Here is an 18,788-nt window from a genome sequence, read left to right on the forward strand (position 1 = left end):
CGGTTGGGGCACGACATTACGGAGGCCTCCAGGCACCATGTGGTACGTGACGAATCAGGTATTCCTCGCCGACTGCCGGGCCCGCCTCGCCTTCGATCTGCTGTCCAACACGTGGAATCCCGTGGTGCTTTGGACGCTGCGCGACGGGCCCGCGCGCCCCGCCGAGCTGCGCGAGCGCATCGGGGGGATCAGCCCGAAGGTCCTGACCGAGACGCTGCGGCGGCTGGAGTTCAACGGCCTGCTCGAGCGCCGGGTCCAGCCGCAGTCGCCGCCCCGGGTCGACTACCGGCTCACCGACCTGGGGCGGAGTCTGCTCGCTCCGATCGAGGCGTTCGGCGTCTGGGCCTTCGAGCACGGGGACGAGGTCCTGGCGGCCCAGGACGGGCACACCGGCCGGGGCCCGCGCTGATGACCCTGTGCTGACGGCCCCGCGCGGCTGGCCCCGCGCTGACGGGTGGCGTCCGGCGGGCCGCGGGCCTCGGGCCGCGGGCCTCGGGCCCTCACGGCAGGTGGCGGGCCGTGAGGGCGGCCAGGGCCGAGCGGGTGGTGACGCCCGTCTTGCGGTAGATGTGCGACAGGTGGGTGTCCACCGTGCGGGGGCTGAGGTAGAGCCGCGCCGCGATGGCCGGGGTGGTGAGGCCCTCGGTCACCAGGACCGCGATCTGCCGCTCGCGCGGGGTGAGGTGGGGGAGCGGGCCCGGGGTGGGGGCAGGCGTGGGGGTGGGCGCGCCTGAGGGTCCGGCCGTGTGCACGGGGGCGGGTGCGGACGGGGCCGTGAGGGCGGGTACGGGTGCGGACGGGGCCGTGAGGGCGGGTACGGGTGCGGACGGGGCCGTGTACGGGGGTGTGTGCGGGGCCGTGTGTGGGGGTGTGGGTGTGGACGGGCCCGTGTGTGGGGGTGTGGGTGTGTGCGGGGCCGTGTGTGGGGGTGTGGGTGTGGACGGGGCCGTGGGTGTGGGCGGGGCCGTGGGTGTGGTGGGCAGTGCGGGTGCCGGGGTGTTCGTGGGCCGGGGTGGGGGGAAGAGGTCCGCCAGGCCCGTCAGGAGGTGGGCGCCGCCCGAATCGGCCAGGTGGCGGCCGCGGTGCCACAGGGCCGTCGCCGTGGTGGGGTCCCCGGACTGGGCCGCCAGGGAGGAGCCGATGAGGAGGGCCTGCGACTCCCACAGGGCCGCGCCCGAGCGGGCGGCCTCCGCGGCCGCCCGCGCGTACAGATCCGCCGCCGGCCCCGGCTCACCGCGCGCCGCCAGCAACTGGCCCGCGCTGCGCAGCGCCGAGGCCCGTTGGGTCGGCAGGCCGAGGCGATCCGCGTCCGCCGCGGCCCGGGCCGCCCACGCCTGCGCGCCCGCCAGGTCGCCGAGGACGACGGCCGAGGTGACCAGGGACTCCAGGAACAGCGGCCGCATCGTCGGCTGGAGGTGGGTGAGCGCCGGGCCGCCGCCCGCCCGGAGCATCGCGGAGCGGGCCCGCTCGGGGTCGCCGCCGTGCAGGGCCACGTAACTCAGCACGCACCAGGCCAGGGAGTTCCACCAGCTGCTCCGTACCCCGGACAGCGCGACCGCCTCCTCCGCCACGGCCAGGGGGGTGCCGTCGCCCGGCGGCAGGGCCGCGAGCAGCACCTGCGCCTTGTTCGCGAGGACCAGGGCGAGGAGTTCCTCGCTGCCGATGCCCCGGGCGATGCTCTCCGCCTCGTCCACGAACTCCAGCGCCGACACCAGCCGGCAGGTGTTCATGTGGACGATCGCCTTGCAGAGCAGCAGGTGCGGCAGGAGGTGGAGCGGGCCGACGCGCCGGGCGAGGGCGAGGCCCCGGTCGGCGTGCCGCTCCGCGTCCGGGTACCGCTCCAGGTAGAACTCCGTCCAGGCCAGCCGGGCCAACGGCTCCGGGAGGTCCGCGAGTCCGGCGAGTTCCTCGTCGGACAGGGCCTGGGTCATGGCCCCGGTCAGTGCGTCGACCCGGGCCGCCGCGCGGTCGGCCAGCCTGCGCGCCGTGGCCGGATCGCCCCCGTACGTCTCCCCGAGCGCGGAGGTGGCCAGCGCCCCCGCCTCGGCCGGCCCGTTGCCCAGCCGGCGGGCCAGCACGAACGTGCGCCGTACGTCCTCGCGCACCTCGGTGTAGGACAGCGCGTGCGGAGCGGAGGAGCCCAGCTCGAGACCGAGGGCGAGGGCGTCGGCCGGGCGCGGGGCGGGCCGGCGGGCCAGCTCGCGGCGCAGCAGCGCGACCGCGGCCCCGTACTCCCCGAGGTGGCGCTCCATCGAGGCGCACAGGGTGACGGCGCTCGCGCGCAGCCCGCCGTCCTCGGCGGAGCCGACCTGCGCGATCAGTGCGTAGAGCAGGCTGCGGCTCTCCCGCAGCTCCCCGCACACGCTCAGCGCCCGCGCGCGCCGCAGCAGCAGCTCCCGGCGGTGCGCCTGGTGCTCCGGGGTGTCCGGGAGGATCCGCAGGACGGCCCCGAGCCAGTGGGCGCAGCTCGCCGGGGCGGTGGTCCGGGCCTGCCCGGCGGCCTCCAGCAGCACCGTCGCCGCCTCCGGGTCCCAGCCGGTCAGCGCCCGCTCGACGTGGTGGGCCCGTACGGCGGCGGCGGCGCCCGCCCCGGCCAGCGCGGCGGCCGCCCGCCGGTGCATGCCCGTACGCCGCCGGTGCTCGGTGTTCTCGTGCACCACGGTCCGCAGCACCGGATGGCGCAGCGACCAGCTCCCGCCGGGCCCGGGCCGCAGTAAGTCCCGGCCGGCCAGTACGCCGAGGTCCGCGTCGAGCTGCCCGGGGTCGGGCGCCGCCGCGGTGAGCGCCAGCAGCGGGACGGTGGCGTGGTCGCCGAGCACGGCGACGGCCTCGGCGGTACGCCGCTGCGTGGCGGTGAGCGGGGTCAGCTCGTCGAGCAGCAGGGCGGTGAGGCCGCCGGCCGGGACGGCGGGACCGGCGGCCTGACCCTGGAGCAGGGTCAGGAAGTAGAGCGGGTTGCCCTCGCTGGCGGCGTACAGCCGGGCGGCACGGCCGGGCGCCAGCTCCGGGGCGAGCTGCTCCACGCAGGCCCGCTCGCCGAGGGGCCCGAGGTCCAGTCGCAGCACGGCGCCGGTGTCGACCCCCCGGGTGAGCGCGGCGGCGAGCGAGGGGGAGGTCTGGCGGTCGCGGCGGGCCACGACGACGGTCACGGGGGCGTGCGGGGGGTGGCGCACGAGGTGGTCGAGGAGCTCGAGGGAGGCCGGGTCGGCCCAGTGCAGGTCGTCGAGGGCGATCAGCAGCCCGCTCCGACCGCTCGCACCGCCCCCATCGTTCCCACCGCCGCCAGCGTTCCCGCCGTCCCCATCGCCCCCATCGCCCTCACCGCTCCCGGCGAGCGCCCCGAGCATCCGTGCGACGGCCCGGTGCACGGCGAAGCGGTCCACGGGCTCGGACGGGGTCGTGCCGTGGAGGACCGGGGTCAGGGAGGGCTCCGCCGACCAGGGGTGGAGGAGGTGGGGGGCCAGGTCGGCCAGGGCGTCGGTGAACAGGCGGAAGGGGATGTGCCGTTCGTACTCCGTGGCGCGGCCGCGCAGGACGGTCAGACCGCGGGTCCGGGCCCGGCCGCACACCTCGGTGAGCAGCCGGCTCTTGCCCATGCCCGCCGCACCCGTGAGGTCGACGACGCCCGGTGTCCCGCCGCGTCCGTCCGCCGTCCCGCCCGGTCCCCCCGCCGTCCCGCCGCGTCCCCCCGCCGTCCCGTCGAGCACTTCGTCCAGCCGGTCGAGCTCGGCCCCCCGGCCGACCAGCGGAGTCCTGTCCGTCATGGTGCCTCCCCGGATGTCCGGTACCCGGATTCGGGCCCGGGGATACGTAGGCGGTTCTACGGATGCCGCTGCCGGAGCCGGGCTGCCAGCATCGAAAGCGACCCCGGCCGCGCCTGACGTGGAGGCCTGATGCGCCGATTACGTGTGTTCGCCGTTCCGTTCCTGACCCTTCCCGCGCTGGTCCTGGCGGGCTGTTCCGGCTCGGGGTCGGCCCTGGGAAGCCTCAGGTCCGCACCGCCCTCCGCCGCCGCCACCCCCTCGGCGTCCGCCCCCACCCCGCCGAGCCCGAGCCCCACGCCCACTCCCACCCCGCCACCGTCCACCGCGCCCACCACACCGTGCACGGTCACGTCGGGTCTGGACACGAAGGGGATGACCGGCTATCTCAAGGGGCTGCGCAGCAGCGAGCGGCCGGCGCCCTCGGACTCCTCGGCCCTCTTCATGGTGGACAACGGCGTATGGCTCGGCCTGCACGACTCCCAGCGCCCGTGCGAACCGGTGCCGGTGAAGCTCAGTCACTTCCGGGTGGACATGACCAAGTCCTCGAGCACGGCCGGCTACAAATTCACGTACGCCCCCCTCGACACCCTCACCCTCGCGGTGGGTCCCGGCGACGGCCTGGTCCGGGGGAGCGTGCCCCCGCCGCCCTCGGGCTGCGGCGGCACGCTGTCCGTCCTCTACGTGGGGCAGGAGCTCAGGGAGAGCGAACTTCCGGAGCACCTGAACCTGCCGGCCACGGACTCCACGCTGGACTGGACCCTGGTCGAAGTCTCCGCGGACCGCGTGCTGGACGCGGTGTTCAAGCCGCCGCCGGGAGCCAAGAGCTGCTGACCCGCCGGGTGGGGCGGTCGGCGGGTCGGCGGCCCGGAGGGGAGGCCGCCGGTACGGCCGGCGGGGCGGTGCACCGTGGGGGTGCGCACCGTCCCGCCGGCGGCCCACTCCTTCCACCGGCAGGGCTACCCACGAGTATTGACTATTAGTCAATACGGCGTCACGCTCGACGCGAGCCGTCGTCGTGTCGTCTTTGGTGTGGGAGGTCGTCCCGTGCGTACAGATGAGGAAATGGGCCGGTTGAGCGGGGAGTTGGGGGGCGCGCGACCCCCCGCGTCGTTCGCGGAGCTGGACGCGGGGGAGCTCGCGCGGCTCGCCGAGGCGCTGAAAGCGGAGCGGGCGCGCCAGGCCGACGGCCTGAACGAGGCAGCGGAGGAAGCGCTCAAGCTGGTACCCGCCCTGGTGCGCGGTGCCGTACGCAAGGTGCTGTTCCGGTGAGCCGCGCCGAAGTGGAGAAGATCGCCCGGCTGGTGGGGGCGGACGCCGGGGAACTCGGCTTCCTGCGCGGGCTGCCGGACGAGGACGTACGGACGTTCCGGGAGCAGGTCAGCGGCGTGCTGAACGACGGCGCGCCCGAGATGCTCGACCGGATCGCCGCCGCGACCAAACTGGTGCCCGCCGGGGTGGCGGCCGCCATCTCGCAGAAGGCGCTCGGCCCCCGGCTGGCGGCCGGGGTGGCCGGCCGGCTGGAGGCGGGCCGCGCCGCCGACATCATCTCGAAGCTGCCCGTCTCCTTCACCGCCGAGGCCTGCGGACACCTCGACCCCCGGAAGATCTCCGGGATCGTCGACCGGCTCGACGAGGGGCTCGTCGTACGCATCGCCGTCACCCTCGCCGAGAACCGCGACCACCTCACCATGGGCCGCTTCGTCGGGCACATGCGGGACCAGGTGCTCCGCCGGATCCTGGAGCAGGTGGACGATGCCGTAGTGCTGCGCGCCGGGTTCTACGTGGACCTGCCCGAGCGGCTGCCCCGCATCCTGGAGCTCATGGGCGACGACCGGCTCGCCGCGGTGGTCCGGGCCGCCGCGGCCGAAGGACTCTGGGAGGAGGCCCTGGGCGTCGCCGCGATGGTCGGCGGTGACCAGCGGCTGCGGATCGCCGAGCTCACCGCCCGCCTCGACGGGACCGAACTCGACTCGCTCGTACGGGTGACGCACGCCGAGGGGCTGTGGGAGTCCCTGCTCCCGCTCGTCGCGCTGCTCGGCGAGGAGGACCGGCTCGCGGTGGCCCGGCTGGACTCCCTGCGGGATCCGGAGGTACTGGCGGGAGTCGTACGGGCCGTCGTGGCGACCGCGCTGTGGGGGGAGTTCCTGCCGCTGGTCGGCGTACTGCCCGAGGAGGCGCGCAAGGTGGTGGCCGACGCCGCCGCCGGGCTGGGCGACTCCGAGCTCGAAGGTCTTGTACGCGAGGTCGACAAGCAGGACCTGTGGGAGCTGGTGCTGCCGCTGGTGGAGCTCATGGAGGAGTCGGGGAAGGAGCGGATCTTCGCCCTGCCCGCCTTCCAGGAGCAGCAGGAGTAGCAGGAGCGGCGGGAGTGGCGGTCCGGCCACCGGGCCGCGGTCGCTGCCGTGCCAACGTCCGCGCCAACGGCCGCACTAGCGGCTGAGCATCGCCAGGAGCGTGCGCCGCGGCAGCAGGCGGGTGGCGAGGACGAACAGGGAGTTCGCCCGCCCGGGCACGATGGTGGGGCCGCTGCGGCGGTCCAGGGCGCGCAGGGCGGCCCGCACCACCGCCCGCGGGCTCTGGACCAGGACCGACGGGGCGTCCTGGTGGCGGCGGGGCGCGGGGGCGGGCGCGGGGGCGCAACCGGTGGCGGACTCGGAGGCTGGGGCGGGCCCGGACGCGGGCCGGGACGCGGGCCCGGACTGGGGCGCGGACTCGGCCGCGGGGTCGGGGACGGGCCGGGACTCGGGCGCGGACTGGGGCGCGGACCGGGGCGCGGACTCGGGACCGGGCCCGGGCCCGCGCCGGGATTGCGGCTCCGGCGCCGGTTCCGATTCCGTGGAGGTCGGGCCGGGGCAGAGGGCCATGACGTGGACGCCGAGGGGCCGTTGCTCGTACCAGAGGGCTTCGGAGAAGGAGGTCACGAAGGCCTTGCCGGCGCTGTAGACGGCGAGGCCCGGGGCCGGGGCGTGCGCGAGGGTGGAGGAGACGTTGATGAGGGCGTCCCCGCGCCGGGCCCCGGAGAGGAAGGCGTGCGCCAGTACGACGACGGCGTCGGTGCCCAGGCGCAGGGAGGTCAGCGCCTCCTGCGGGCCTGCCGCCGTGAAGGGGCCGTGGTGGGCGGTGCCGGCGTTGTTGACCAGCAGGTCGACGGGGCGCCGGGCCAGCTCGGCGGCGACCAGCTCCCGGCCTTCGGGGGTGGCGAGGTCCGCGACCAGGTGGCGGTGGCCGGGGCCCAGTTCCCCGACGAGGGCGCGCAGCCGGTCCTCGCCGCGGGCCACGGCGGTCACCGCGTAGCCGGCCGAGGCGAGTTCGCGGGCGAAGGCCAGGCCGATGCCCGAACTGGCCCCGGTGACCAGGGCGGTGCGGGCGCTCATCTCTCGGCCCCGGGCACCGTGCCCGGCGACAGCAGGAAGGAGGCTTTCTCCATGACCGGTTGGCGCCGGGTGTTCTGGAAGGCGGCGATCCGCCACCGCCCGTCGGCCTCGCGGGTCAGCGTGTACGTCTGGACCTTCGACAGCTCCTGCGGCCGCCCGCCCTCGTAGGTGTCCCCGCGGCTGGTGACGACGGCCGCGTCGGGGCCGAGGAAGCGGATGCCCAGGATCGAGTCGGCCAGCTTCGTTCCCTTGACGAAGCCGCCGAAGAGGGCCCGGTGGGCCTCGGTGATGTCGCCGCGGCCCTGGTAGTGGGTGCCGACGTACGTCGTGTACGTGGCGTCCGGGGTGAAGAGGGCTCCGTACGCGTCGGCGTCGGCGGCGCCCCAGGCCCGGGCGAGCGAGGCCAGTACGCCGCAGACGGCGTCGCGGTCACGGGTGGCGGAGCCGGTGTCCGTGCCGGTGCCGGCGCCCGGGGAGGCGGGGGCCACGGCCGTGCACTCGGCGGTGCCGGTGGCCTTGACCTCCGAGGTGGAGTCGAGCCACAGGCAGCCGCCGCCGGCCGTGAGCCCGAGGGTGAGCGCGGTGGCGAGGAGGACGCGCTTCAGGTTCCGCCGACGCGAAGGGGGCGCGGGCGGTGCGCCGGCCAGGTCGGTCCGGTCGCCGGTCCGGTCGTCGCTGCGGTCTCCGGTCCGGTCTCCGGTCCGGTCTGTGGTCCGGTCGGTGGTCATGCGGGCTCTCCGTAAGGTCGTCCGGGTGTCGGTGTGCGCGGGTCGGCCGGGCACGGTCACTGCTCGGCGGCCGGGACGAGGCCCGGGGCGAAGCGGTAGGACACGGCCTCCATCAGCGGCTTGCGCTTGGTGTTCTGGAAGGCCGCGATCCGCCACCGCCCGTCCGCGCCGGGGGCCGTGTCGCGGACGAGGGTGTACGTCTGGATCTTGCTGAGCTTCTCCGGGCGCTTGCCCTTGTAGGTGTCCCCGCGCCCGTTCACCACGGCCACGCCGGGCCCGTGGAAGCGGATGCCGAGGATCTCGTCGGCCAGCCGGGTGCCCTTGAGGAAGCCGGCGAAGAGGGTGCGGTGGCTCTCCACGATGTCGCGGCGCCCCTGGTAGAAGGTGCCGACGTAGGTGATGTAGGTGGCGTCCTCGGTGAACAGCTCGCCGTACGCCTCGGCGTCGTGCTGCTCCCAGGCGGCGACGAGCCGGTTCAGCACGGCCTGGACGGAGGCGACGGACTCGCTGGTGGACTGCATGACGGACCACTCCCCAATTGGCTAGACTGAAGCAGATACTGAACCAACGCAGTATCTGCATGCGTGCAGATATAAATGTAGGAGGGGATCCGGAGAATGGCAACAGGCGGCGACGGTCCGAACGCGCACACGGTCTTCCGGCAGTACCTGGACGCCGTCGGCCTCCAGGGTCTGGCCAGTGCCGAGGCGGCCGGTCTGCACACCTCCGAGTGGTACGCGCTCAGCCTCATCACCCTGGAAGGGGGCCTGTCCTCCGGCGAACTCGCCACGCGCACCGGGCTGACCACGGGCGCCACGACCAGGCTCATCGACCGGCTCGAACGGGCCGGCTACGCCCGCCGGGCCGCCGATCCCGGCGACCGGCGCCGGGTCATCGTGGAACCCGTGGCGGACGCGCTGGACCGGATCGAGGACGTGGTCGGCCCGGCCCGCAGGCACATCGCGGCGGTCATCGGCTCCTACGCCCCGGAGCAGCAGGCCGTGCTCTTCGACTACTTCGCCCGCGCCGCGCCCGCGTTCCGCGCGGCCACGGAGGAGATCCGCGGCGCCACCGCGCCGCGGCGGGGCAAGGGCCGGACGGAGAAGCCGGTCTAGGCCGTCGCCGGAGGGGCTGTTCGGGGCGAGGTCCGGGGCGGGGGCCGTCGGCCGGGTGCGGCCGTCCCGTCAACAGGTGGCCGCGGCTTCTCGTGCCTCTGCGTCAACCCCCGGGCATTCTGGTAACAGTGGGTCACATGCTCCCCTCCCACATGATGTTGAGCTGCCTGCTGGGCGCCGCGCTGCTCGCTCCCGTCCCGATCGGCACCGCCCAGGCCCCCGCCGGTCACGGCGCCACGGCCGACGGGCGCGGTGCCGACGGGCGCGGCGCAGACGGCCGCACCGTCGACTACCGCGGGCTGCGCCTCACCGTCCCCGCCGGCTGGCGGGTCGTCGACCTCGACCGGAACCCCGAAGCGTGCCTGCGCCTCGATCTGCCCACCCTCTACCTCGGTCACGCCGGCACCCAGGGCGAATGCGGGGCCGCCCGTGCCGCCGCCCCCCGTGCCGACACCCTCCACCTGGAGCCCTTCGACGGAGCCCCGCCGCGCGCCGACATCCCGACCGTCGGAGCGGACGAGGGCGACCCCCTCCCCAAGGTCCGGGGCGACAGCAACGAGATCCGCTACGCCCTGCGCCGCGCCGGGGTGATGGCCACCGTCTCCTACGCCTCCACGCCCGAGGCCGTACGCGCGGTACTCACCAGGGCCCGGGCCCTGACGCCCCCGGCCGCCCCCGGCCCCGCCCCCGCCGAGCCGGCCGTCGCCGTCGGCCCCGGCCCCCGCCCCGCCGCCCAGGAGCCCTTCACCGGCGAGGGCTTCGACGCCTGCACCGCCCCCACGCAGCGGGCCATGAACGCCTGGCGGGCCAACTCGCCCTTCGGCGCCGTCGGCATCTACATCGGCGGCCGGGCCCGCGCCTGCGCCCAGCCGCAGCTCACCGCGGCATGGGTGACCCGGCAGGCGGAGGCGGGCTGGCACCTGATGCCTATCTGGGTCGGCCCCCAGCCCTGGCACAGCTCCGGGACGGGGCTGTCGACCGACCCCTCCGAGGCGAACGAGCAGGGCAGCGAGGCGGCCGAGGGCGCGGCCCAGGCGGCCGCGGCGCTGGGCCTGGACGAGGGCGCGGTCCTCTACAACGACCTGGAGAACTACTCGGACCGGGCCACCTGGGACGCCCCGGTCGTCGCCTACCTCACCGCCTGGACGGTGCGCCTGCACGAGCTGGGCTACCGCGCGGCCGCCTACGTCTCGGCGAGCTCCGGGGCCAAGGCGCTGAGCGCCCACTACGCCCAGGCCCCGGAGGCCATGCCGGACGCGCTGTGGGTGGCCCGCTGGAACGGCTCGGCCTCGGTCGCCGACGCAGACATGGGACTGCCCGAGGGAACCCGCCAGTGGACCGGGGGGCGCCGGGCCCACCAGTTCCGGGGCGACCACGACGCCACGTACGGGGACGTGACGATGAACATCGACCGGAGCTGGCTGGACATCGGCGACCCGGCCCCGGAGAAGGCCCCGAAGGCCCCGGCCAAGGCCCAAACACCGGCTGAGGCCCAGGCCAAGGCGCCCGTCAAGGCCCCCAACCAGGCCCCGCTCAAGGCTCCGAAGGCCACGCAGGGGGCCGCCGGCCGGGCATAGCTCAGCCGGCCGCCGGGTCCTCGCGGGCCGGCTCGTCGTCGTTGCCCCGGCGCAGGGTGCGCAGCCCGTGCGCCGGGGTCCACGACCGCACCACGAGGTCGTCGTCCTCCACTCCGACGTGGACGACCTCCGTCAGCTCGGCGCGGAACAGGTCGAAGGGGTGCGGGGACTCCGTCTCCTCCGCGTACCGGTGCAGCTCGGGCTGCTCCACGATCTCCACCGCCCGCCCGGAGATCCGTACGTCCCCGTCCGGCATGGTCTCGCCCGCGCCGGGGTTGGTGTGGAGGGCGAAGCGCGGGTCGCGCCGCAGGTCCGCGCCCTTCATGGAGCCGGGCATCATGCCCAGCCACAGCTCACCGCCGCGGATGTCCACGTTGAGTCCGGTCGCGCGGGGGGAGCCGTCCTTGCGCAGGGTCGCGAGGACGTGGTGCGGGAACTGTGCGAAGCGGGCCTTGACCGCCGCCGCGAAATCCGGTTCCGCCTGTTCGAATACGGCCCAGTTGTTCGTCGTCATACCTCCATCAAAGCGCGAGGCACCGACAGCCGCCGCTCAGGCGCGCACGATGCCCGCCGTGCGGGCCGCGGCCAGCCAGGCCGGGAACTCCGAGAGCAGACGGTCGTACAGCTCCGAATCGGTGACGGCGCGCGGATCGGGGCCGGCGTGGAAGTAGCCCGCGTTGTCCACCACCCGCTTCTGCGGGACGGGCAGTTCGTCCAGCCGCCGCAGGAAGTCGAACTGCGAGCTGCGGGTGTTCCCGAAGCCGACGAACTGCCAGAAGAGCGGCAGCCGGGCGGCCTTGCACAGGTACTTCTCGGCGGCGAGCTTGTTGACGGGACCGCCGTCCGTCTGGAAGACGACGAGCGCCGGGGCGGCCGATCCCGAGTCCAGGTAGTGGTCGATCACCGCGTCCATCGCCGCGTGGTAGGAGGTCTTGCCCATGTGCCCGAGCCCGGCGGCGATCGTGGTGACCCGCCCCACGTGGCCGGTGAGGGAGATCTCCTCCAGCGCGTCGACCTCCGTGGAGAAGAACACGACGGGCACGCGGGCGTCGTCGTCCACCAGGTGCGCCGACAGCCCCAGCACCTGGTCGGCGAGGGCCTGCACGCTGCCGTCCTGGTAGTACGGGCGCATCGATCCGGAGTAGTCGAGGACCAGGTAGACCGCGGCGCGCCAGCCTTCGAGGCCGTGCTTGCGCAGCGAGACCCCGGCGCTCTTGTAGAGGCTCACCAGGGCGGGGGCGGTCTCTTCGATCTTCCGGAGGTCTATCGCGCTGCCCGTCATGGGGCCGAGGGTACGGCAGCCCGCGGCCCCGTTGGCGTCACCCGTTCGCCGTCACCCGTTCGGAGTCACCGGGCCGGGCGTGGAACCCGAGGCGGTGCGCCAGCCGTTCACGGTGCGCGGCCGGGGAGCCGAAGAGCCGGGCCGAGCCGTGCGCCCGCTTGAAGAACTCGTGGGCCTCGTGCTCCCAGGTGATGCCGATCCCGCCGTGCAGCTGGATCATCTCGCCCGCCACGTACGCGAAGGCCTCCGAGCAGCCCGATTTGGCCGCGGCGGCCAGGTCCGGGGCCGCGTCGGCGGCGGCGGCGGCGAGGGCGAGCGAGTGGGCGCTCTCCACCGCGGTGTACATGTCGGCCAGCCGGTGCTTGACCGCCTGGAAGGAGCCGATCGGCCGGCCGAACTGCACCCGCTCCTTCGCGTACCGGACCGTCAGCTCCAGCGCCCGCGCCGCCGCCCCCGCCTGCTCGGCGGCGAGCGCCGTACAGGCCAGGTCCCGGACCCGGGCGAGGACCGCGGCGCCGTCGGGCGAGAGCAGCCGGGCCGGGGTCCGGTCCAGGGTCAGCTCCGCGAGGGGGCGGGTGCGGTCCATGGTGGACCGTACGGTGAAGGCCGCCGGCGGGGCGGTGAGTTCGAACAGCCCGAGGCCCTGGCCGGGCCCGACGCGGGGTGCGGTGGCGGGGTCGCCGCCCGGCGCGGCGGCCGGACCGGTCCTGGCGAAGGCCAGCAGCAGGGACGGCTCGGCCGGTCCCGCCAGTACGTACCGTTTGGTGCCGGACAGGGCCCAGTCCCGGCCCTCCGGCTCGGCCCGCGCCGTCACGTCGGAGGCCTCCCAGCCCCCGGCCTCCGCCCAGGCCAGGGCTCCCACGACGGTGCCGTCCGCCAGCCCGGGCAGGTGCTCCGCGCACGCCTCCCGGTCCCCGGCCGCGAGCAGCGCCCCTGCGGTCAGCACCGCCGAGCCCAGGTACGGTACGGGGCTCAGCGCGCGCCCCAGCTCCGCCATGACCACCGCGACCTCGGCGCTCCCGCACCCCAGGCCGCCGTACTCCTCGGGGAACGCCAGCGCGGCCGCGCCGACCCGGGCCGTCAGCGGAGCCCAGGCCGCGTGGCCGGGGTGCCGGGCGAGGACCGCCCTTACCGCGTCCCGCAGTTCCCCGTGCTCCGGGGTCGGCTCCAGCGGGTTCACGCCGACTCCCCTCGGGCCGCGCGGCGCAGCTCCGTCTTCAGCAGCTTGCCGCCCGCGTTGCGCGGGAGCTCCTCCAGGCGGGTGAACCGCCTGGGCACCTTGAAATTGGCCAGCCGTTCCCGGGTCCAGGAGGTCAGCTCCGCGGAGGTGACCGGCCCGGTGGTGACGACGTAGGCCACCCCGACCTCGCCGAGCCGCTCGTCGGGGGCGCCGACGACCGCCGCGTCGGTGATGGCGGGGTGGGTCAGCAGCACGTTCTCCACCTCCGCCGGATAGGCGTTGAACCCGCCGACCACGTACATGTCCTTGAGCCGGTCGGTGATGGCGAGGTAGCCGCGCCCGTCGAGGACGCCGATGTCCCCGGTGCGCAGCCAGCCGCCGGGCAGCACGGCCTCGGCGGTGGACGCCGGGTCGTCCAGGTAGCCGGGGGTGACGTGGTAGCCGCGGACCTGCACCTCGCCCGGCTCCCCGGCGGGCAGCACCGTGCCGAGCGGGTCGGTGATCCGCACCTCGGTGTCCGGCAGCGGCGGGCCGACGGTGTGGGCGAGGGTCCAGGCGTCGGCGTCGGTGGGACAGACGGACACGACCCCACCGGACTCGGTGAGCCCGTACGCGGTGAACACGTCGGGCGCGCCCAGTTCGCCGCGGATCTCCTCGACGAGGGAGGTGGGCACGGAGGCGGCTCCGGTGCCGGCCAGGCGCAGGGCGGAGAGGTCGTGGGAGGCGCGGGCCGGGTGGCGGATCAGGCCGTGGAAGACGGTCGGCGGGCCCATCAGGCAGGTGACGCGCTCGGCGGCCATGCGGTGCAGGATGCGGTCGGTGTCGTAGACCGCCTCGGGGAGCATGGTGACCCCGCGCAGCAGGCAGGCCAGTACCCCGGCCTTGTAGCCGAAGGTGTGGAAGAAGGGGTTGACCAGCAGGTACCGGTCGCCGGGGCGCAGGGTGACCAGGCCGGACCAGGAGGCGTAGAGGCGGAGGGTCTGGCCGTGGGTGGTCATGACCCCCTTGGAGCGGCCGGTGGTGCCGGAGGTGTAGAGGATGTCGCTGAGGTCCCCGGGGCGTACGGCGGCCGCGCGCGCGGCCCGTTCCTCCTCGGGAACGGCCTCGCCCGCGCGCAGGTACGCCTCCCAGCCGGTGGCGGTGGCGACAGCGACGGCGGCGTCGGCGCCGACGGCGGTGGCCGGGCCGCCCGAGCCGTCGCGCAGGATCACGGTGGAGGCGAGCGCCCCCAGGTCCTCGCCGGAGGCGTGCAGGTCGCGGGCGTAATCGGTGCCGAGGAAGCCGCGCTCGGTGAGCAGGACGCGGGCGCCGCTGCGCCGGATGATGTCGGCGGCTTCGGCGGGCTTGTAGCGGGTGTTGACCGGGACGAGGACGGCTCCGACGCCGACCGCACCGAGGGCGGCGGTGATCCAGCGGCGGCTGTTGGGGGCCCAGATGGCGACCCGGTCGCCGGGGCGGACGCCGTGGGCGATGGCGGCGCGGGCGGCGGCGGCGATCTCGGCGGCGAGGCGGGCGAAGGTCCAGCGGACCTCTCCGTCGGCGAGCGCCTCGCGCTCCCCGTACGCGGCGGCGGCGTACTCGGGGAGCCGGGCGAGCGTGGCGGGTGGCTGCGGCGGGGGTGGTGGTGGCATCGGACCCTCCCTACTTGACGAGCGAGCGTGGGCGGTATCCAATCACAGGTGTTTCGGTTAGGCATATACCTAGTAGGAATAATCAGGGGAGGTCCCCATGCCCGACATGAAGTCGGTCCTGTCCAGCTTCTGCACCGGAGTCGCCGTCATCACGGCGCGCGGAGCCGACGGCCGTCCCGCCGGGATGGCCGTGCAGTCCTTCTCGTCCGTGTCCCTGGATCCGCCGCTGGTCTGCTTCTGCCCGGCGCGCACGTCCACCACCTGGCCCCGGATCCAGGCCGCCGGAGCCTTCGCCGTGAACATCCTCGCGGCCGACCAGCAGGAGCTGTGCCGGCGGTTCGCCGTCACCGGAGGGGACAAGTTCGCCGGCGCCGCCTGGCGGCCCGGCGGCAACGGTGCGCCCCTGCTGGACGGGGCCCTGGCCACCGTCGAATGCGATCTGGAGGCCGTCCTGGACGGCGGCGACCACGCCATCGCGCTGGGCCGGGTCACCGCCCTGACGGCGCACCGCGAGGGCGCGCCGCTGCTCTACTTCCGGCGCACCTATGGGCGCTTGCCGGGCTTCGGGGACTTCCCGGGCTTGCCGGACTTCCCGGGAGCCGCGTCCGGCGTCCCGGCCGCGCCCGTCCCCCCGGCCCCGGCCGCGCCGCGCCCGCTCTCCAGCTCCGCGATGTCGTCGAGCATGGCGGCCGCGAGGTCGCGCTCGGAGGCGTAGTACCGCTCCGCCCACTTGAGGGTGAGCGCCGGGTACGCCCACGAGGCCTCGTCCCTGGCCCCCTCCGCGTCGGCCACCGCACGCCGCCGCATCTTCTCCGCGAACTCCTGGTGCTGTACGAGGACTTCGCGCATCTGGTCCGACTCCAGCAGGTGCCCGAGCCACAGCCGCAGCATCGGCCCGTGCTTGAGCACCGGGGGGTCGACGGGCGCCTCGCGCGCCCATCGCCGTACGGCCGTCATGCCCTCGCCGGTGATCCGGTAGACCCGCTTGTCGCGGGTGCCGGTCTCCTGGGAGACCAGTCGCGAGGAGGCGTAGCCGGCCTTCTCGAGCCGCTTGAGCTCGCTGTAGATCTGGCTGAAGGACGGGCTCCAGTAGAAGAAGCGCAGTGACCAGTCCGACCACTTCTTCAGGTCGTAACCGGAGAGCTCCTCCCCGAAGGAGAGCAGCCCGAGCACCGCCCAGCTGGTCGCGGGGAGGGTGCGCCCGTTCGTCTCGTCTGCCGCCTCGTTCGTCACGCAGCGCAGTCTACGACCGGTCTTCGTGGTGACTCTTCCCCCGACAAGATATGACTGCTAGAAGTATTCCTATTAGAAATACATCACCAGCGTGCCGTGCGCAGCGCACGGCTGGGAGGTTCCCCGTGAAGTTCTCGATGATCTTCGAGGCGCAGCTCGTCGACCCGACCCCCGAACGTGAACGCCAGGTCATCCGCGACTGCGTCGAACAGGCCGTGTTCGCCGAGGAGATGGGCTTCGACCGGATCTGGGCGGTCGAGCACCACGCCCTCACCCAGTACGCCCACATGAGCGCCTCCGAGATCTTCCTGACCTGGGTCGCCGCCCGTACCGAGAAGATCCGCATCGGCCACGGCGTCGTCACCATGCCCTTCGGCTACCAGCACCCCGTCCGCGTCGCCGAGCGCGCCGCCATGCTCGACGTGCTCTCCGGCGGCCGCGTGGACATCGGCGCCGGGCGCGGTGCCACCCGCCAGGAGATGTCCATGTACGGGGTCAGGCCCGAGGACACCTACCCGCAGATGGAAGAGGCGCTGCGGATCTTCTCCTCCGCCTGGCGCGAGGAGAAGTTCGAGTGGCACGGCTCCATCGACATCGGCCCCGGCGCGATCCTGCCCCGCCCGGTCCAGGATCCGCACCCGCCGCTCTTCATGGCCTGCTCCAAGCACGACACCCTCAAGCTCGCCGCCGAACTGGGCATCGGAGCGCTGGTGATGGGCTTCGCCGGCGCCGACGACGTGCGCGAGATGCGCAAGGTCTACGACGAGGCCATCGCCACCCGCAGCGGCGACCGCTTCGTCTCCACCGAGGTCAACGACCACCTCTCCGCCCTCTGCCCGACCATCGTCCTCGACGACGCCGAGCGCGCGCTGCGCCTGGGCACCCGCGGCCAGCGCTTCTTCGCCGAGTCCATCGCGCACTGGTACGGCAACGCGCCCGAACCGACGGGCTGGTCCGAGGAGGAGACCGCCGAGGAGCACGTGGCGGCGCTGGAGAAGAGCCGCGGGGAGCTCGTCGCCAGGCTCCACGAGGCGAACATCCCCGCCCGCCCCGTGGACACCGGCACCTACAACGCCGAGCATGCATACGGCGATGCCCGGACCGCCATCGCCTACGTCGAGCGGCTGCGCGAGATCGGCGTCGACGAGGTCATGTGCCTGATCCAGATGGGCACCGTCCCGCAGGAGGCGTGCATGGAGACCATCCGGCAGTGGGGCGAGAGCGTCATCCCGCACTTCCGCGCGCTGGAGGGCTGACCCGTGGGCGTGGGTTCCGGCGGATCCGTCCGCCTCGACGGCAAGGTCGTCGTCATCACCGGCGCCGGCCGCGGCCAGGGCGCGGCCGAGGCCCGCCTGTGCGCGGAGGCCGGCGCCCGGGTCGTGGTCACCGACATCCGGGAGGAGGAGGGCCGCTCGGTCGCCGCCTCCCTCGGCGACCAGGGGCTCTACGTACGGCACGACGTGGCCGAAGCCGACAGCTGGGCGGAGGTCGTACGGGAGGCCGTACGCGCCTTCGGCACGGTCTCGGCCCTGGTCAACAACGCGGCACTGTGGCGCACGGCCCACGTCGAGCGCCAGCGCCCCGAGGAGTTCGAGGCCCTGCTGCGGGTCAACCTGCTCGGGCCCTTCCTCGGCATCCAGGCGGTGGCCCCGGTGCTGCGCGCCGGGGGAGGCGGCTCGATCGTCAACGTCTCCTCCACCGCCGGACTGGTCGGGATCCCGGGCCACGCGGCCTACGGATCGAGCAAGTTCGGGCTGCGCGGGCTGACGAAGTCGGCGGCGCTCGACCTCGCCGGGGACCGGATCAGGATCAACTCCGTGCACCCGGGGGCGATCGACACCCCGATGGTCAGCGAAGCGGTCGCGGGGCGGGACTGGTCGCACGTGCCGCTGGGGCGGATCGGGCGGCCCGAGGAGGTCGGCGAGCTGGTGCTCTTCCTCTGCTCGGACGGGTCCTCGTACATCACGGGCGCGGAGTTCACGGTCGACGGCGGGATGACGGCGCGATGAGCGGTCCCGACGGCCTGTCCCCGGCGGCCCGCGGGCTGTGCGACGCGATGTCGGCCGCCTTCCCCGGGCCGGGGGACACGGCGGCCCTGCGGGCGGCGGCCGCGGCCCGCAGGGCGCCCGGACCAGCGGTGGCCTCGGTGCGGGACGCGGTCGCGGACGGCGTTCCGGTCCGGATCCACGACCCGTCGCCGGGCGCCACGGGCCGTCCGCTCGTCGCCTGGTTCCACGGCGGGGGCTGGGTGATGTGCGACCTGGACACCCACGACGCGCTGTGCCGGGAGCTGGCCGTGGCCTCGGGCGCGGTGGTGGTCTCCGCGGACTACCGCCTCGCCCCCGAACACCCCTGGCCGGCGGCGGCCGACGACGCGCTGACGGTCGTGCTGTGGGCCCGGGCGGCGGCGGCCGCCCTGGGCTGCGACCCCGCGCGGCTGGTCGTCGCGGGGGACTCCAGCGGGGGCAACCTCGCGGCCGTGACCGCGCTGCGGGCGCCGGAATTACTGGCCGGCCAGCTGCTGTGCTACCCCGCGCTGGACGCGTCGATGGGCTCGCCGTCGGTGGCGGAGTTCGGGGAAGGGTACTTCCACACGGCGGCCCACATGGCCTGGTACTGGGACCAGTACGGCGGCGACCCGGCCCACCCGCACGTCTCCCCGCTGCGCGCACCCCAGGTCCGCGCGCTGCCCCGCACCCTGCTCGTCCTGGCGGACTGCGACGTCCTGCGCGACGAGGGCCTGGCCTACGGGCGCCGGCTGGGCGGAGCGGGCGTCGACTGCGGGATCCACCTGGTCCCCGGGGTCTTCCACGGCTTCCTGGGCCTGCCGCTGCCCGCTTCGGCGGCGGCGATCGGTGCGGCGGCGGCGTGGGTGGCGGGGACCGGGGTCGGGGGGAAGTGAAC

General features: G+C 74.7%; 18 protein-coding genes and 1 pseudogene. 10 read left to right on the plus strand and 9 right to left on the minus strand.

From position 1 onward, the window contains the following. Positions 1 to 46 precede the first annotated feature (46 nt). Entirely contained in the window at positions 47 to 409 is a 363-nt protein-coding gene (locus tag OG904_RS23255; protein ID WP_405493962.1) for a winged helix-turn-helix transcriptional regulator, read from the plus strand. A gap of 91 nt (positions 410 to 500) precedes the next feature. Here OG904_RS23255 and OG904_RS23260 read toward each other — a convergent pair whose 3' ends face one another. Then, positions 501 to 3,764 carry an AAA family ATPase gene (locus tag OG904_RS23260; protein ID WP_405493964.1) on the minus strand — a complete coding sequence of 1,088 codons (3,264 nt, stop codon included), beginning with the start codon at positions 3,762 to 3,764 and terminating at the stop codon, positions 501 to 503. Positions 3,765 to 3,893: 129 nt separating this feature from the next. Between OG904_RS23260 and OG904_RS23265 the strand changes: the two genes are divergently transcribed. The 3 genes from OG904_RS23265 (at position 3,894) to OG904_RS23275 (ending at position 6,118) form a co-directional block, all read left to right on the plus strand. After that, the gene (locus OG904_RS23265; protein WP_405493966.1) at positions 3,894 to 4,595 is read left to right on the plus strand and encodes a hypothetical protein; all 702 of its coding nucleotides are present in this window, start codon (positions 3,894 to 3,896) and stop codon (positions 4,593 to 4,595) included. Between the two features lie 213 nt (positions 4,596 to 4,808). Further along, positions 4,809 to 5,033: a hypothetical protein gene (locus OG904_RS23270; protein WP_405493968.1), complete on the plus strand. Its 225-nt coding sequence runs from the start codon at positions 4,809 to 4,811 to the stop codon at positions 5,031 to 5,033. Continuing rightward, a complete protein-coding gene (locus OG904_RS23275) occupies positions 5,030 to 6,118 on the plus strand; it encodes a hypothetical protein (RefSeq protein WP_405493970.1) in 1,089 nt (362 codons plus the stop codon). Before OG904_RS23270 ends, OG904_RS23275 begins: the two co-directional genes overlap by 4 nt. 75 nt (positions 6,119 to 6,193) lie before the next feature. Here OG904_RS23275 and OG904_RS23280 read toward each other — a convergent pair whose 3' ends face one another. Genes OG904_RS23280 through OG904_RS23290 form a run of 3 tightly spaced genes read right to left on the minus strand, consistent with a single transcriptional unit; the run spans position 6,194 to position 8,387 of the window. After that, on the minus strand, positions 6,194 to 7,138 hold the full coding sequence (locus tag OG904_RS23280; protein ID WP_405493972.1) for an SDR family NAD(P)-dependent oxidoreductase: 945 nt from the start codon (positions 7,136 to 7,138) through the stop codon (positions 6,194 to 6,196). Next, positions 7,135 to 7,866 (minus strand): SgcJ/EcaC family oxidoreductase, encoded by a 732-nt coding sequence (locus OG904_RS23285; RefSeq protein ID WP_405493974.1) that lies wholly within the window; start codon positions 7,864 to 7,866, stop codon positions 7,135 to 7,137. The genes OG904_RS23280 and OG904_RS23285 overlap by 4 nt, the downstream gene beginning before the upstream one ends. 56 nt (positions 7,867 to 7,922) lie before the next feature. Continuing rightward, positions 7,923 to 8,387, minus strand: coding sequence for an SgcJ/EcaC family oxidoreductase (locus OG904_RS23290; protein WP_405493976.1), 465 nt, complete (start codon positions 8,385 to 8,387; stop codon positions 7,923 to 7,925). A gap of 96 nt (positions 8,388 to 8,483) precedes the next feature. Here OG904_RS23290 and OG904_RS23295 point away from each other — a divergent pair, with 96 nt between their 5' ends. Further along, positions 8,484 to 8,981: a MarR family winged helix-turn-helix transcriptional regulator gene (locus tag OG904_RS23295; RefSeq protein ID WP_405493978.1), complete on the plus strand. Its 498-nt coding sequence runs from the start codon at positions 8,484 to 8,486 to the stop codon at positions 8,979 to 8,981. 137 nt (positions 8,982 to 9,118) lie between these two features. Further along, positions 9,119 to 10,558 carry a DUF1906 domain-containing protein gene (locus OG904_RS23300; RefSeq protein WP_405493980.1) on the plus strand — a complete coding sequence of 480 codons (1,440 nt, stop codon included), beginning with the start codon at positions 9,119 to 9,121 and terminating at the stop codon, positions 10,556 to 10,558. A gap of 1 nt (position 10,559) precedes the next feature. On the opposite strand, the gene OG904_RS23305 is transcribed toward OG904_RS23300, so the two are convergent. From OG904_RS23305 to OG904_RS23320, 4 genes are read right to left on the minus strand one after another with little or no spacing between them, the layout of a single operon-like run. After that, positions 10,560 to 11,072, minus strand: coding sequence for a pyridoxamine 5'-phosphate oxidase family protein (locus tag OG904_RS23305; RefSeq protein WP_405493982.1), 513 nt, complete (start codon positions 11,070 to 11,072; stop codon positions 10,560 to 10,562). A 36-nt stretch (positions 11,073 to 11,108) separates the two neighbouring features. Next, positions 11,109 to 11,840, minus strand: a complete 732-nt coding sequence (locus tag OG904_RS23310) for a VWA domain-containing protein (RefSeq protein ID WP_405493984.1) — start codon at positions 11,838 to 11,840, stop codon at positions 11,109 to 11,111. Between the two features lie 37 nt (positions 11,841 to 11,877). Next, positions 11,878 to 13,020 carry an acyl-CoA dehydrogenase family protein gene (locus tag OG904_RS23315; RefSeq protein ID WP_405493986.1) on the minus strand — a complete coding sequence of 381 codons (1,143 nt, stop codon included), beginning with the start codon at positions 13,018 to 13,020 and terminating at the stop codon, positions 11,878 to 11,880. Next, positions 13,017 to 14,651, minus strand: a complete 1,635-nt coding sequence (locus OG904_RS23320; RefSeq protein WP_405493988.1) for a FadD3 family acyl-CoA ligase — start codon at positions 14,649 to 14,651, stop codon at positions 13,017 to 13,019. The genes OG904_RS23315 and OG904_RS23320 overlap by 4 nt, the downstream gene beginning before the upstream one ends. Before the next feature lie 106 nt (positions 14,652 to 14,757). Between OG904_RS23320 and OG904_RS23325 the strand changes: the two are divergent. Next, positions 14,758 to 15,147, plus strand: a pseudogene (locus OG904_RS23325) (flavin reductase family protein); the annotation flags it as partial. Positions 15,148 to 15,194: 47 nt separating this feature from the next. Here OG904_RS23325 and OG904_RS23330 read toward each other — a convergent pair. Beyond that, complete coding sequence (locus OG904_RS23330) at positions 15,195 to 15,893, minus strand: PadR family transcriptional regulator (RefSeq protein ID WP_405498212.1); 699 nt, start codon at positions 15,891 to 15,893, stop codon at positions 15,195 to 15,197. Between the two features lie 116 nt (positions 15,894 to 16,009). Here OG904_RS23330 and OG904_RS23335 point away from each other — a divergent pair, with 116 nt between their 5' ends. From OG904_RS23335 to OG904_RS23345, 3 genes are read left to right on the plus strand one after another with little or no spacing between them, the layout of a single operon-like run. Then, positions 16,010 to 17,140 carry an LLM class flavin-dependent oxidoreductase gene (locus tag OG904_RS23335; RefSeq protein WP_405493990.1) on the plus strand — a complete coding sequence of 377 codons (1,131 nt, stop codon included), beginning with the start codon at positions 16,010 to 16,012 and terminating at the stop codon, positions 17,138 to 17,140. A gap of 3 nt (positions 17,141 to 17,143) precedes the next feature. Next, the gene (locus OG904_RS23340) at positions 17,144 to 17,893 is read left to right on the plus strand and encodes an SDR family NAD(P)-dependent oxidoreductase (RefSeq protein ID WP_405493992.1); all 750 of its coding nucleotides are present in this window, start codon (positions 17,144 to 17,146) and stop codon (positions 17,891 to 17,893) included. Then, positions 17,890 to 18,786: an alpha/beta hydrolase gene (locus OG904_RS23345; protein WP_405493994.1), complete on the plus strand. Its 897-nt coding sequence runs from the start codon at positions 17,890 to 17,892 to the stop codon at positions 18,784 to 18,786. The genes OG904_RS23340 and OG904_RS23345 overlap by 4 nt, the downstream gene beginning before the upstream one ends. Positions 18,787 to 18,788 lie beyond the last annotated feature (2 nt).

This window comes from Streptomyces sp. NBC_00096, assembly GCF_045041305.1.
Classification (GTDB): Bacteria; Actinomycetota; Actinomycetes; order Streptomycetales; family Streptomycetaceae; genus Streptomyces.

Excerpts from the sequence above, each read along its gene's own strand:
- OG904_RS23260 (WP_405493964.1), bottom strand. The coding sequence starts at position 3,764 with ATGACGGACAGGACTCCGCTGGTCGGCCGGGGGGCCGAGCTCGACCGG.
- OG904_RS23265 (WP_405493966.1), top strand. The coding sequence starts at position 3,894 with ATGCGCCGATTACGTGTGTTCGCCGTTCCGTTCCTGACCCTTCCCGCG.
- OG904_RS23280 (WP_405493972.1), bottom strand. The coding sequence starts at position 7,138 with ATGAGCGCCCGCACCGCCCTGGTCACCGGGGCCAGTTCGGGCATCGGC.
- OG904_RS23285 (WP_405493974.1), bottom strand. The coding sequence starts at position 7,866 with ATGACCACCGACCGGACCACAGACCGGACCGGAGACCGGACCGGAGAC.
- OG904_RS23290 (WP_405493976.1), bottom strand. The coding sequence starts at position 8,387 with ATGCAGTCCACCAGCGAGTCCGTCGCCTCCGTCCAGGCCGTGCTGAAC.
- OG904_RS23295 (WP_405493978.1), top strand. The coding sequence starts at position 8,484 with ATGGCAACAGGCGGCGACGGTCCGAACGCGCACACGGTCTTCCGGCAG.
- OG904_RS23300 (WP_405493980.1), top strand. The coding sequence starts at position 9,119 with ATGCTCCCCTCCCACATGATGTTGAGCTGCCTGCTGGGCGCCGCGCTG.
- OG904_RS23305 (WP_405493982.1), bottom strand. The coding sequence starts at position 11,072 with ATGACGACGAACAACTGGGCCGTATTCGAACAGGCGGAACCGGATTTC.
- OG904_RS23310 (WP_405493984.1), bottom strand. The coding sequence starts at position 11,840 with ATGACGGGCAGCGCGATAGACCTCCGGAAGATCGAAGAGACCGCCCCC.
- OG904_RS23320 (WP_405493988.1), bottom strand. The coding sequence starts at position 14,651 with ATGCCACCACCACCCCCGCCGCAGCCACCCGCCACGCTCGCCCGGCTC.
- OG904_RS23345 (WP_405493994.1), top strand. The coding sequence starts at position 17,890 with ATGAGCGGTCCCGACGGCCTGTCCCCGGCGGCCCGCGGGCTGTGCGAC.